This is a genomic window from Cupriavidus sp. MPR-AND1C, assembly GCF_058809705.1.
The window spans coordinates 1-13,409 of record NZ_JBXASU010000043.1; the positions used below are offsets into that span (position 1 = coordinate 1).

At 61.9% G+C, this 13,409-nt stretch carries 13 protein-coding genes; 1 reads left to right on the forward strand and 12 read right to left on the reverse strand.

Features of this window, described 5'->3' with window-relative positions:
• A partial coding sequence (locus tag AC1RWI_RS21895) for an acetyl-CoA C-acyltransferase (protein ID WP_492868723.1) occupies window positions 1-720 on the forward strand: 720 nt, incomplete at its 5' end.
• A gap of 128 nt (window positions 721-848) precedes the next feature.
• Here the strand turns inward: AC1RWI_RS21895 and AC1RWI_RS21900 are convergent.
• The 12 genes from AC1RWI_RS21900 to AC1RWI_RS21955 all read right to left on the reverse strand — a co-directional run bounded on the left by AC1RWI_RS21900 (window position 849) and on the right by AC1RWI_RS21955 (window position 13,393).
• Window positions 849-1,697: an IclR family transcriptional regulator gene (locus AC1RWI_RS21900; RefSeq protein ID WP_043354061.1), complete on the reverse strand. Its 849-nt coding sequence runs from the start codon at window positions 1,695-1,697 to the stop codon at window positions 849-851.
• A gap of 5 nt (window positions 1,698-1,702) precedes the next feature.
• Window positions 1,703-3,355 (reverse strand): fatty acid--CoA ligase, encoded by a 1,653-nt coding sequence (locus AC1RWI_RS21905; RefSeq protein ID WP_492868725.1) that lies wholly within the window; start codon window positions 3,353-3,355, stop codon window positions 1,703-1,705.
• 32 nt (window positions 3,356-3,387) lie between these two features.
• Complete coding sequence (locus tag AC1RWI_RS21910) at window positions 3,388-4,179, reverse strand: alpha/beta fold hydrolase (protein WP_492868727.1); 792 nt, start codon at window positions 4,177-4,179, stop codon at window positions 3,388-3,390.
• Window positions 4,176-5,090, reverse strand: coding sequence for an alpha/beta hydrolase (locus tag AC1RWI_RS21915; RefSeq protein WP_492868729.1), 915 nt, complete (start codon window positions 5,088-5,090; stop codon window positions 4,176-4,178). Before AC1RWI_RS21915 ends, AC1RWI_RS21910 begins: the two co-directional genes overlap by 4 nt.
• An 11-nt stretch (window positions 5,091-5,101) precedes the next feature.
• A complete protein-coding gene (locus AC1RWI_RS21920; protein ID WP_043354075.1) occupies window positions 5,102-5,911 on the reverse strand; it encodes an enoyl-CoA hydratase/isomerase family protein in 810 nt (269 codons plus the stop codon).
• Between the two features lie 16 nt (window positions 5,912-5,927).
• The gene (locus AC1RWI_RS21925) at window positions 5,928-6,401 is read right to left on the reverse strand and encodes a DUF6841 family protein (RefSeq protein WP_492868732.1); all 474 of its coding nucleotides are present in this window, start codon (window positions 6,399-6,401) and stop codon (window positions 5,928-5,930) included.
• A gap of 30 nt (window positions 6,402-6,431) precedes the next feature.
• A complete protein-coding gene (locus AC1RWI_RS21930; protein ID WP_492868734.1) occupies window positions 6,432-7,418 on the reverse strand; it encodes a Bug family tripartite tricarboxylate transporter substrate binding protein in 987 nt (328 codons plus the stop codon).
• A 33-nt stretch (window positions 7,419-7,451) separates the two neighbouring features.
• Window positions 7,452-8,228, reverse strand: a complete 777-nt coding sequence (locus AC1RWI_RS21935; RefSeq protein WP_043354079.1) for an SDR family NAD(P)-dependent oxidoreductase — start codon at window positions 8,226-8,228, stop codon at window positions 7,452-7,454.
• A 257-nt stretch (window positions 8,229-8,485) separates the two neighbouring features.
• The gene (locus AC1RWI_RS21940) at window positions 8,486-10,195 is read right to left on the reverse strand and encodes a GMC oxidoreductase (RefSeq protein ID WP_492868737.1); all 1,710 of its coding nucleotides are present in this window, start codon (window positions 10,193-10,195) and stop codon (window positions 8,486-8,488) included.
• Between the two features lie 36 nt (window positions 10,196-10,231).
• Window positions 10,232-10,933 carry an OmpW/AlkL family protein gene (locus AC1RWI_RS21945; RefSeq protein ID WP_492868739.1) on the reverse strand — a complete coding sequence of 234 codons (702 nt, stop codon included), beginning with the start codon at window positions 10,931-10,933 and terminating at the stop codon, window positions 10,232-10,234.
• Window positions 10,934-11,132: 199 nt separating this feature from the next.
• On the reverse strand, window positions 11,133-11,936 hold the full coding sequence (locus tag AC1RWI_RS21950; protein WP_492868740.1) for an SDR family oxidoreductase: 804 nt from the start codon (window positions 11,934-11,936) through the stop codon (window positions 11,133-11,135).
• Window positions 11,933-13,393, reverse strand: a complete 1,461-nt coding sequence (locus AC1RWI_RS21955) for a class I adenylate-forming enzyme family protein (protein WP_492868741.1) — start codon at window positions 13,391-13,393, stop codon at window positions 11,933-11,935. Before AC1RWI_RS21955 ends, AC1RWI_RS21950 begins: the two co-directional genes overlap by 4 nt.
• Window positions 13,394-13,409: the final 16 nt, after the last annotated feature.

Here is a 13,409-nt window from a genome sequence, read left to right on the forward strand (position 1 = left end):
ATCCACATGGGCGTCACCGCCGAGAATGTGGCCAAGGAGTACGACATCTCCCGCGTCCAGCAGGACGAAGCCGCGCTAGAGTCGCACCGTCGTGCATCGGCGGCGATCCGCGCCGGCCACTTCAAGGACCAGATCCTGCCGGTCACGCTCAAGGGCCGCAAGGGCGACGTGACCTTCGATACCGACGAGCATGTGCGCCACGACGCGGTCATGGAAGACATGACCAAGCTCAAGCCGGTCTTCGTCAAGGAGAACGGCACGGTCACCGCGGGCAACGCCTCGGGCTTGAACGATGCCGCCGCCGCCGTGGTGCTGATGGAGCGTGCCGAGGCTGAGAAGCGCGGCCTCAAGCCGATGGCGCGCCTGGTCTCCTATGCGCATGCCGGCGTCGATCCCAAGACCATGGGCATCGGCCCCGTGCCGGCCACGAAGAAGGCGCTGGAACGCGCTGGCCTGACCGTGGCAGACCTCGACGTGATCGAAGCCAATGAAGCCTTTGCCGCGCAAGCCTGCGCGGTCACCAAGGCGCTCGGCCTCGATCCGGCCAAGGTCAACCCGAACGGCTCGGGCATCTCCCTGGGCCACCCGATCGGCGCCACCGGCGCGCTGATCACCGTCAAGGCCCTGTACGAGCTGCAACGCGTGCAAGGCCGCTATGCACTGGTGACCATGTGCATTGGGGGCGGGCAGGGCATCGCTGCCATCTTTGAGCGGGTCTGAACCAAGGCCAAATGGTTGCGCTTGGCGCTGGACGAGGGAGGGGCGGTCAGGGCGTGGAAAAAAGGGGGAAATCCGGCAGGAAGCGCGCGGGTTTCGTACCCGCGTCCCTCAGTTCTTTTCGGACCCTGCTAGGCTTGCAGCCAGTTGCGTTTGTAGCGATTCTCGATGATCTTGGCTGCTGTCATCACGCGGGGGCGAACGTCCGAGATGAATGTCTGCGCTGATACCGTCCTGGCGGGCGCAGCGGCGTTGATCACTACCGGGGGCAGCGCATTGCCGAGCTTCAGGGGCACTGCGACAGCATTGATTTCCTTGTTCCAGTCACCGAACGACGTCACGCACCCGAGTTCCGCAATATCAAGGAATGCCTTCGAGATGCCGTGCTCGAGCGCGGGCCAGTTGGCCTCGCTCAACGCTCGCAGACGATCGAGAACGATTCGACGTTCGGCAACGCCCATGATCGTTATGTGCGCGCGGCCCATTGCCGTTGTTCCAAGTGGCAATCGCGAACCGATATCCAGATTCAGCGTAATCGCAGTTGACTGGCTTCGGTGACTGTCGATATACAGGACCGAAAGATCGTCGCGGATGCCGAGCGAAATCATTGTGCGAGTGCTGTCTGCGAGCTCCTGCAGCAATCCCTCGCTCGCTTGCATGAGATCCAGCCGGGAATGGGTCATGCGTCCCAGCGTGAGCGTGGCCAGACCGATACGGTAGCGTCCGAGTTCGTGGATGTGATGCAGAAAGCCGAGCGTCGTCAACGTATAGGTCAGGCGGGTCACCGTCGACTTCGGCAGCCCGCATCGCAGGGCGATTTCGAGATTGCTCAGGCGCTCTTCGCTTGAATGGAATGCCTGGAGGATGCGCAGTCCTCGGGCGAGGGCTTCGACAAAGTTCCGATCGATGCCTTCCTCGCTACCGGATGCAACGGGGTCAACCTTTCCGATTGTCTCGGTTGACGGGTGCTCCTTCGCCATTTTCTTCAACTTGGTCCCCTGACATGCTGGTAGCGTTCGCGCATAGCACGCTTGTCGTACTTGCCCACGCTGGTGCGCGGCAACTCGTCGACAAAGTGTATCGTCTCCGGGATAGCATACTTCGGAATGTGCCCCGAGGTGACGTAGTCTGACAGGTGGTTCCGGATGGCGGCTGCATTGAGCGAGCTTGGGGAGGGCGTCGTTGCAACGACGATCGCCATCGGACGCTCACCCCACCTGGAATCGGGGACGGCGATAACGGCGGCTTCGCGAACATACTGATGCTGGCGAATCAGGTCCTCCAATGTGCTCGACGACAACCATTCACCTCCCGTCTTGATCACATCCTTCAGGCGGTCGGTGATCCGCAAGTATCCGGCTTCGTCGAGAATACCAATATCACCTGTATGGAGATAGCCACCGCGCCAGAGTTCTTCCGTGGCAGACGCATTCATGTGGTACGCCTGCGTAAGCCACGGGGCGCGCAGCACGATTTCCCCTTGGGTATGACTTCCCTCAGGCACCGGCTGCATCGCCTCATCGACGATCTGTATATCCATAAGCGGCAATGCGCGCCCGGCGCGTGTCCGGTATGTCATCGCCTCGGCTGAATCGTCCGTAGCGCAAAGGGACGGTCCCAGATGCGAGGTGGTGACGAAAGGGCAGGTCTCCGACATACCGTAGCCGGCAAATGCATCGATCCCGTGTTCCATCGCTCTGCTTGCCAGACTCGTGGGGAACGAGGCGCCGCCGACCACGATCTTCCACCCCGAGAGGCCGACGCGATCAAGGTCGGCCCGATCGAGAAGCATCTGCAGGATAGTGGGAACGCAATGGGAGAACGTTACGCCCTCCCGAGCGCGCAGTGCCAGGATCCCTTCGGGTGTATAGCGCCCGGGATAGACCTGTTTCACCCCCATCATGGTCGCGACATAAGGCATGCCCCACGCGTGGACGTGGAACATCGGCGTGAGTGGCATGTAGACATCGCCCCTGTGAAAGCGCCCCTGGCTGGCTGGCATGGCAAACGCCGCGCAGACGGCGAGCGTATGGAGCACGATCTGGCGATGACTGTAGGAGACTCCCTTGGGCAATCCCGTCGTGCCGCTCGTATAGAACTGCGTGGCGCAGGTGTTTTCATCAAAGTCGGGGAATCGGAAATCGGCGCGACTCCGGGCCAGCAGCGCTTCGTAGCCGCCAGCCGCGGTGCAGTCCTCCTCGTCATCCAGGATCAGCAGGCACTTCGCGTTCCTGACGACCTCGCTGAACGATTCCACGAGTTCGAGAAAGTCGCGGTGAACCAGCAGGACTTTCGGCTTCGATTGCTCAAGCGTATATTGAAGCTGCTGCGGGCTCAAGCGGATGTTGGCCGTCATCAGTACGGCACCCATCATCGGCACTGCGAGGAAGCACTCCAGGTACCGGTGACTGTCCCAGTCGAGTACCGCCACGGTATCGCCGTGGCCAACCCCCAGCGATTGCAGTCCGAATGCGAGCCTGCCGATCCGCTCCCTGAGTGCGCGGTATGTATACCGGTGATTATCACGGTAGACAATCGACTGATCGGGGGCTTGCGTCAATGGTGAAAGCAGCAGTTGCTTGATTAGCAAGGGGTACTGGCTCCCCGCCGGTGGAGAGGGTGTCTCGCTGGATTGCATCCGAATGTCTCCTGTTTGTTGTCGCCAGCAAGTCAGCGTTGATCTGCAGTCTGTCCTGGCAGCGTGCGGATGAAGTTCGTCAGTGTTTGCGCCAATGCTTCCGGCTGTTCCAGTTGGGGCCAGTGGCCGGCGCCGGCCACCCTGGCCATCGTCCCGTTTGGAAAACGGGCCGCCGCCGCTCCCACAAGTTCTTCGCTGAAGAACTTGTCGTCAGTAGCAATGCAGAGAACGGGATGGTCAACCGATGACGGAGATCTGCCGGCCGGATGGCCTCCGGTCCATGCGCGCAGTTGCGCAAGCGCTTTGTCGCGGCTCGTTGCGAGCGTGCAGCGGACCAGGATATCCAGCCCCCCTTCATCCAGCGCTACGGCGAGGCTTCGCTTTCCTTGGCGGATTGCATCGCTGTCCTTCATGCCTGCGCGCGACATGAAGCGCTCCATGACCGGCGGTGGCAAGGCATAGCCGGCCAGCGGGGCAGAAGTGACCAGAGCCAGCCCCGCTGCGCGAGACCCAAGACGACGGGCCACGAGCTCGCCGATCTGGCCGCCCATGCTATGGCCTACAACAACGACGGCTTCCGAGCCCGAAATGCACGCAAGCTGGACTTCCGCCAGGACCGCGCTGGCGTACTGCTCGAGTTGCAGTTCGGACGTGGATGGCGGTGGCTGGTCTTCTCCCCATGCAACGCAGAGGATGCGCCAGCCGGGCAGCTCGAGTCTTTCGACAACGCGAGCCCAGACATCGGGGCCGTCTAGATAGCCGTGCACGAGCACAAGGATGCCCTCCGGTACCGCAGGATCGAGTGGCGGCGCTATACCCGTCATAGGTGTGTCCCGGGCATCAGGTGTTTCTGATACCAATTCAACGCGGCGCTGCTGGAAGCCTCGAACTCCTTGCGGTAGGCGTCGAAGTGCCCACCGCCGATAATCCTGAGCTGCTTTGGCTCCACGGCCTGTTCATAGGCGGCCAGCGCGAGATCGGTTGGTGTCACCGTGTCGTGCTCCGCCACCACCATGAGCAGCGGCTTCGGCCCAATGCGTGAAATCCACTGACCCGGTTCATACATCTGGGACAGCCTTGTCGAGCGCACGGTAACGAATTCGCTGTGATCGACGCCGTCCGGAATCTCGAAAGCGTCATGGAACTCCATCATCTCCCTGGACCGGTAGACGGCACGCACGGCGGGGTCGAGACTCACCACACGCTGCATCATCGGCGCTTCCCCACGCAGTTGCGCAAGATCGTCCTCGTTGAAGAGCGCTTGCTGAGCGGCGCGGGCGTCAGGTGCGACCCGTCGCAGGCTCTGTTCGTAGCCGCTGACGATAGGGACCTGCGCCGCCACTACCTTGATCCGGGCATCGGTCGCGCCAAGCACCACCGCGTGACCTCCGGCATAACTTGTTCCCCAAATGCCGATGCGTTGCCGATCGATGCCGTCGAGCGTCTCAAGGTAGGTGATGACACGGCGCCAGTCTGCGATTTGTCGCCAAGGATCGATATCGCCGCGAACCTCGCCGCCACTGAGGCCGAAGTTGCGATGGTCGTGGACGATCACGGCAAAGCCGGCTGCCGCAAACCGCTCGGCGTACGCGCGTAGGCCCCGGTACTTGAGGCCGGAAAAGCCGTGCGCCATCGTGATCGCTGGAACTGGTCCCGTGCCGGCTGCCGCCCGGAACACCCATGCGTGGAGTTCAATGCCGCCTTCGGCGGCGATGTAGTGTTCTTCTGCTTGCATGAAAAATGTCCTCACTGCCCGTTGAACGGAATCTCCGGCCGGGCCACGCCCGCGTCGATCGCCTGGATCGCGGAGCTGACGCCACGCTGCACATCGTCGGTGGCGAGCAACACCGAGACATGCTCGATCATCACTTCATCGGCGCTGCGCACGCCGCCCGCGGACCATGCGCCGAGCACCGATTTGGTTACGGCGTGTGCGCGCGTGGGACCTGCGGCAAGTCCTTCGGCGTGAGCGAGTGCCACCTCTGCGAGTTGCTCATCGGCGACCACCTTGGCGACGATATTCAGGGAGAAGGCTTCTGCCGCCGTGATTTCCTCCGACAGCATCACCAGTCGCGCAGCCACGCTGCGGCCACAGCGCTCGGCGATGCGTTGTACGCCGCCTGCCAGCGGAGAGACGCCCAGTGTCGCTTCGGTAAAGCGGAACCTTGCCGATTTGGCGGCGATGATCAGGTCGGTGTGCAGCGCAAACTCGAAGCCGCCGCCATATGCCCGGCCGTTGATCTGGCTGATGGTCGGGATCGGCAGCGATTCGATCGCGTTCAGGATGCCGTTCGAATAGCCAAAGCGTTCGCGTCGCGCGCTGTGTGTTTGGAGATGAGGCCACTCACGGAAGTCGCCACCGAGGCAGAAGTCATCGAGGTTGCTGCGAAACAGCATGCATCGCGCACCTTGGCGAACGCCCTGGCGCACCGCGGCCTCCAGCTCGGCATAGAGCGGGCGATTCAGGCGGTTTTGGGGCGGGCGGTTGAGCGTCACGATGGCGACGCCCTGGTGCAGTTCGTAGAGAACGAGCGCTGCATCGTTGGGTTGCGTCATGTTTTCTTCTCCTCGTTTAAACGGTTTCCCAGATTTCGCTGAGCGCTGTACGGTCGGTCAGCGTGCTTGCCACGGTGACCACTCGCCAGCCCTGGCCGGTGCGATGGATGTCGAAATGGACCGCGCGGCGTTCAATCTCGGTTTCGTCCGCACGTCGGCGCGACCAGATCACATCGATGGAACCGGCGTTGCTGTTGTAGCCCTTCACGTGGCGATCGAGTACCACGGTATGCGTGTACTGCTGCGCCTGCAGTGGCTCCTGGTTCGCGCGAAGCAGGCCGATGACTTCGTCGCCGGTGAGCAGGCACCGCGTCATGTTGACCGACGCGGCGTGCAGCGGCGCCCCCCAGTATTCGAGGATTGCCCCGTTGTTCAAGGTGGCATCGGAACCCATCAGCACCCACGCAGGCAAGTAAGTGTCGAAAAACCAGCTATTCATTTCCCTGACGGCCGTGCGATCGGCTGTCATCGTGGTTGCGGCATTGGTCATGTTGTGTTGTTTCGTATGGGCGGGGATGGATCAGTCCAGTTTTGCGCCGGATTGACGTACGACTTCCTTCCAGACCGGGGCTTCGCGGCGGTATGTCGCGGCGATGCCCTTGGGGTCCTGGTAGCTGGGTGTCCAGCCGAGGTCCAGGATGCGCTTCCGGATATCCGGCGTCTTCAGTGCCTTGTCGATTTCGTCAGCCAGTCGCTGGACGATGGGCTCAGGCGTTCCGGCCGGAGCGGCCACGCCAACCCAGCCCACCGCGCGTAGCGTCGGGTCATTCATGCCGACCTCGCTCAAGATCGGGACATTGGGCAAGGCTGCCAGGCGGGCCGGCCCCGTCACCCCGATGGGCTTCAGCCGTCCGGCCGCAATGAACTGTGGCGCCTGTGCACCGGTGACGAAGGAAAGCTGGATGTTCCCTGCGACGAGGTCGTTGATCATCGGCGCTTCACCGCGGTAGGCGACGTGCGCCATGTCGCCGTCAAGCAGGTCGTTGAGCCGGCTCGCGCTGAGGTGAGAAATGGTCCCGACTCCCCACGACCCATACGACATCTTGCCCTTGTGGGCCTGCACGTACTTGCGCAGGTCCGCGAGGTTGTTGACGCCGAGATGCGAGTTCACGACAAGCACGAGCGGGGCGTCCGCGACTTTTGCAATCAGCGTCAGGTCCTTGCCCGGGTTGTATGGCAGCTTCGCATACAGGAACTGGTTGATCATCAGGTTGGAGCTCAGGGCCACGGTCAACGTGTAGCCGTCTGGCGCTGCCTTGGCGACGGCATCCACGCCAAGGTTGCCTGCCGCCCCTGTCTTGTTGTCGACGACCATGGGTTGTCCGAGCGCGCGGCCTACCGGGTCTGACAGCGTGCGTGCAACGATGTCGATCGCTCCGCCAGCCGCGTACGGGGCCACGACCTTGATCGGGCGAGAAGGGTATGTATCGGCAAAGGAAATCTGGGTCAAGGCGAGCAATGCCGTGCCGAGCATGGCCGCGTAGCGGCGGCGCGATTTCGCATTCATGTCTGTCTCCACGTTGTTTGTTTGAGGTTTTGCTTACATCCAGCTAAGGACTTGTCCGCCGTCGACAGGAATGACCGCACCGGTCATGTAACGGCCGGCATCGGAGGCGAGAAGCAACGTCGCGCCGTCGAGATCGGAGGGCTCGCCAAAGCGGCGCATCGGGATTCGCTTCATGATGCCGTCCTCGATGCCGCGCTCGGTGAATTCCGCCTGCATGTCTGTCTGAATGTTGCCCGGTGCCAGGGCGTTGACGCGCACCCCCTTCCTGGCGAGTTCAAGGGCCATGATTTGCGTCAGGTGTATGAGTGCGGCCTTGGATGCGCCGTAACTCGACATCTGGCCACCGGCGCGCAACCCCGACGACGAGGCGATATTGATGATGCTGCCCTGGCCGTGCGTCGACATATGGCGTGCGGCCTCCTGCGCGACCATGAAGGCGCCTTTCAGGTTGGTGTCGAAGATGCGGGATACCGCTTCGTATGACTGGGAGGTAAAGCGCTCGATGTAGATGACACCGGCGTTGTTGAACAGGATGTCGATCGGCTGGCCGAGTTGATGTTCGGCTTCGCGCCATGCCGGCTCAATGGTCGACGGGTCGGTGACGTCGAGTCTTACTGCACAGGCCTTGTGTCGCTCAGACCGTAGTTCGGCTACAACCGCGTCGAGACGATCCGTTCGGCGAGCCGCCAGGGCAACGGCTGCGCCCGCTTTTGCCAGCATACGGGCAGTGTGTTGACCAATACCGCTTGATGCACCGGATATGAAGGCGGCCTTGCCTCGCAGGTCAAAGATGGAAATTGGACTAGTCATACCTGTGCTTCTAGATTGTGGCTGGACTTCCATTGAGGTCTGGGCGTCGCACGTGGTCGCCTGCATGCGCGAGTACGCGCGGCCGGCCCGCGCGGCTGTGACGCACGGGGCCTGCCAAAAGCCTGTCTCCGAATGGTTTTCTGGAACGCCGTGCAATCGTGCGACGGTGTGGAAAGTCTAGTTGGCCCGCTGAGGCGAACCAATGGTGCGTTCCGCTCTGCGGTCTGCACCTTGGGTAGGGGGAAGGGGGGATATCTTCAGCGTGCTATTGGCGATTCCGGGACAGGTGCCGGAACGGCTGGGGGAATCTGCGCCATGGCGTACTCGGCTAGCGCAGTGATCGTCAGCGCCGGATTCACGCCAGGATTTGCCGGCATCGCGGCGCCATCGCACACCAGCAGGTTCCGGTAGCCAAAAATATGCAGATGACGATCGATCACGCCGCTCGCGTCATCGGCGCCGATGACGGCCCCACCCAGAACGTGAGCGGTGGTCGGAATGTTGCCCAGCGCCTCCAGCACGTTGCTTTGAGCGATACCGCCGGTATGCTTCGCCAACCATTGAGCGGCTTGATTGCCCACTTCGATGTACGTGGGGTTGGGCTTGTCACGATTTTGCTCTGTCACCAGCCGGTAGCCTCGGCCGAACCACCGCTTCCTTGCCCGCAGCTTGATGGCGTTGTCCAGAGTCTGCATCACCAGCAGCATCACCATGCGGCGGCTCCAGCCGACTGGCCACATTGACCTGCACCATTGCAGCGGATGCAGTACGACGTTACCCAGCCACTTAAGGGGTCGCGTCAAGCGATTGCCGTTGCCGACCAGCAGCGTGCAAAGCAGACTCAAGAAATCGGCGTTGCGGCCGTAAGTAAGAAATTCGATGTGCGTATCATGATCGACGTGGACACTGCTGCTGGCGGTGACATCGTTCCATGTTCTGCGATCCTCGGGCAGGCGAACGTTCAGAACCGATTCGCTGTTGGTGCGCACCAGTTGACCAAGACGGTCGCTGATCAGGGGCAGTGACCCACCATGCTTGCAGTTGGCTAGCAAATCATTGGTGCCAAGTGAACCACCTGCGAACACGACGCCGCGTGCGGTGTGAATCTGGCGATCGCTACCGAACCAGAGGCTGCCGGGGCGTTGGGTAGTCACTCGGTAGCCTTCGCTGCCATCCGCCGCGCCCAGCGGGCGCACATCAACGACCTCACGCTCTGCCAAAATCTGCACGCCTCGCTTCTCCGCGAACCAGAGATAGTTTTTCAACAGCGAGTTCACGGCACCCACTCGGCAGCCCACCATGCACGCACCGCAGCGCGTGCATCCTGTACGGTCGGGGCCTTCGCCGCCAAAGTAAGGATCCTTGACAGTCTTGCCGGGCTCACCAAAGAAGACCCCGGTTGGCGCCCGGGTGAACGTGTGTTCGGTCCCGAAATGTTGTGCCAGTTTTTGAGCCAATTGCTGGTTTGGCGAATCGAAGGGCACGGTCTTTACGCCGAGCATGTGTTCGGCGGTGGCGTAGTGCGGCTGTAGCAGCTCCTCCCATCGACCAAGCTCGCGCCACTGCGTGTTCTCGAAGAACTCTTGCTTGGCACGGTACAGTACGCCGCCATAGACTGTGCTGCCACCGCCAACGCCGGACTGACTCGGGAAGAAGACATGCCGGAATAGCGACATGCGCATGATCCCCTTCAAACCAAGACGGGGTGCCCACAAGTACTTTCTGAACTGCCATGCGGATTCCGGGAGGTCCTCGTCTCGATAGCGCCTGCCGCGTTCGAAGACACCGACCCGATAGCCTTTTTCGGCAAGTCGCAGAGCAGAAACACTCCCGCCGAAGCCTGAACCAATGATGAGCCAATCAAAGTCGAAGGGAGTTTTGCGCATAGCAATCGTGTTCGGTACTACAGTCGTTGCCATCCTGATGACGTTCAGGGACGCATCACATGCACTGACATGCACTGACATGTTCTGTGCCCTGACTCAAGGAGGAAGAGGAAGCTGTCAGAACTTATATCCAAGGGTCAAGCCGAATATCTGCGGATACCCCTTGATGTCGATCCGACGGGAGATGGCGCCAATACCTGGCGTTTGTGTGACAACAGTTGCCACAGTTTTCATGCGAAATCTGGAGTACTCCATATTGATGGCCCAGTGCTTGTCAATCGGATACTCAAAGCCGATTCGTGCATAAGGACTCCAGGAGTTCTGCAAGTGAATGGAGCTACTAGTGCCTTGTACTGCCGCTGTATAGGTGCTGCTCGATTTCTCATCGGTAAAGAATGTGTAGGTGACCCCGGCGCCAAGATACGGCCGGATAACAGGTACGTCGGTAAACGTGTAGAGCGCCAGGACGGTTGGAAACCAGATGCGCGCCGTCGCAACCGTTCCTACGGATTGACCAGTGCCCGCGCCGACAGCAGTCAAGGTTGGGGGAACTCCCGCCTGGAGCTGCACTGCCCAGTTGCGGGAAAGCCGCCGCTCAACGCTGATAGCAAGGACGTCCAGATCCTTGACCCCCATCCTGAGACCGGGCGGCGTAGTGCCCGGGGGACCAGTCAGATCGCCAGACTTGAGATTCAAGTTGACATAGGCGTAGCCGATTTTGATGGCGTTGTCGGGCTCATCGGCGTGGGCCGCATTGCATAGCGCGAATGCGATTGGAATCGCCGCGAAAATATTCCGGACAATGATCCTTCCTTGCATTTTGTCTCCTGCTTGAGTTTTTTATATTTTCTTGCCATCACGGAGAACGCCGGTTTTCAACATCGGCCCTTCCTCTTGACGAAAGGGAAAGACATTCGAAATGGCGTTGTTCTTGTTGTCTGGCAAGCTGGCGTTCAATGCGGAGCATCGATCGCATTGACGATTTTGAACGCGCGTTCTTCCTGTGCTTGCCGGACGGCTATCGCGCGAAGTACCGAACCGCCCGCCGGCTGAGCGCAGGCGGTGCGATTCGCGTAAGGGCGGCCAGGAAGCCGGCCTGCAAACCGACGGTCCAATGGGTCTTGTGAAGCCGTGGCCTGGTCACCGCGCAGGCCCACACGGCGTCCGCAACGTCGGCCGGCGTCAGACGAATGCCCAGCGACCTCGCACTGGCGAGCTGCGCAAAGTCCTCCGCCATATCGGTCTTGACAAAACTCGGCCAGATGTCGCAGACGCCGATGCCGAACTTGCTCCACTCGAGATCGAGCCCCTCGGTGAAACCGCGCACGGCAAACTTCGTCGCCGAATAAGTCACCAGTTCGGGCTGGCCGTAGATGGCCGTGGCCGATGCCATGTTGATCACGCGGGCACCTGGGGAGCGTTGCAGGTAGCGAAACGCGCAGTGGCAACCGTTGATCATCCCCTGCACGTTCACGGCCAGCATCGCTTCATGCCGCGCCAGGGCCACGGTCTCGAACGGCCCCGTGGCGAGGATGCCGGCGTTGTTGAGGAGCACGTCAAGCCGTTCGCCGCTGCGCACCCAGAACTCGGCGAGCGCTCGGTGCCACGCGTCGGCGTCGCTCACGTCAAGCGCGCCAGCGACGGCGTTGCCCTTGCCCAAAGTGGCTGCGACCGCTTCGGCGCCTTCCACGTCGACGTCGTAGAGTCCGACGAACCAGCCGCGTTGCGCGAAGAGTTCAGCGCAGGCGCGTCCGATTCCGGAGGCTGCGCCTGTCACGAAAATCGCCGGCCGGCTTTCGTGCAGAATGCCATTCTCGCTCATCCGCGTAGCCCCTTGGTCAGCTCGCGTAGTTTCGGCTTGTCGATCTTGCCCATGGCATTCTTCGGCAGCGTGTCGACGACGTGGATCATCGCGGGGCGCTTGTAGCGCGTCAGGCGGTCGGCACAGTGTTCGTTCAACGCGTTCGAGGTGCCCGTGGCGCCCGGTCGGAACGCGACGCAGGCGATGACGATTTCGCCGAGCGTCTCGTGTGGTGCGCCGATCACCGCAGCCTCGAGCACGCCGGGGAAATCGTGGAGCACATCCTCGATCTCCTTTGGATAGATGTTCTCGCCTCCGCGGATGATCATCTCCTTGATTCGCCCCACGATAGACAGATAGCCGTCCGCGTCGATGCGGCCAATGTCCCCCGTGTGCAGCCAGCCGTCGACCACGGTTTTCGCCGTCTCCACGGGCTTGCCCAGATAGCCGCGCATGACGTTTGGACCTTGCACCAGCACCTCGCCGGTGGCGCCGGGTGGCAGGTGAACGCCCCGCGCGTCTGCGATCGCGATGCGCTGGCCGGGGAAGGGCAGGCCAACGGTACCGGGCTTGCGCAGACCGGCAATGGGGTTCAGCGTCGAGGCGCAAGTGCCTTCCGACAGCCCGTAGCCCTCGACCAGCGCAAAGCCATAGCGTGCTTCGAAGTTCTTGAGCAGGTCCGCCGAGGCGGGCGCCGCACCGCAGACGCCAAAACGCAGGCTTGCCGTGTCGGGACGCACCGTGGCCGGCAGCGCATTGAGCATGGCGTAGATCGTTGGCACCGCGGAGAAGTAAGTTGGGCGCAGTTGCTCGACGTCATTGAAGAACGCCTCGATGTCGAAGCGGCGCCGGAGCGTGACCCGTCCGCCGGCTGACAACGGTACCAGGATGCTGACCACGATGCCGTTGACGTGGAACAGCGGCAGCACCAGCAGGCAGTGGTCGGCAGCCGTGACTTGGAGCGCCTCTCGCCCCATGCTGGTCATCGCCTCGATGTTCGCATGATCCAGCATCACGCCCTTGGGCAGCCCCGTGGTGCCGCTGGTGTAGATCAACAGCGCCAACGCGGCCGGGTCGTCGAGAGGCTCGCCCACGTGGAGCGGCCCATCCTGCAATGACTCGGCAGGGATGGTGGACAGGTCCGCGAACAACGGCTGGCCGCTTTCGTTGAGGAGCAGTTTCGCCTGCGAATCGACAATCTGATGGGTTGCCTCGTTGATGGTCAGGCCGGGGTTGATGGGCGTCACCGCGGCCCCGAGGCGCCAGGCGGCGAACATCGCCACAACGAACTCGACCTGGTTGGGCAGCATGAGGGCGACGACATCCCCGGCGCCGATCCCCCGGTCGGCGAGCACGCCCGCCGCTGCGAGGACGCGCGCTTGAAAGTCGCGGTTGGACAAGGAGGTGTGCGCATCGGCAACGCACGGTGCATCCGGCGCCGAGGCCGCACGAGAGTCTGGAAGTAAGGAAAGTCGCATCTTTGTTCACTCTAGC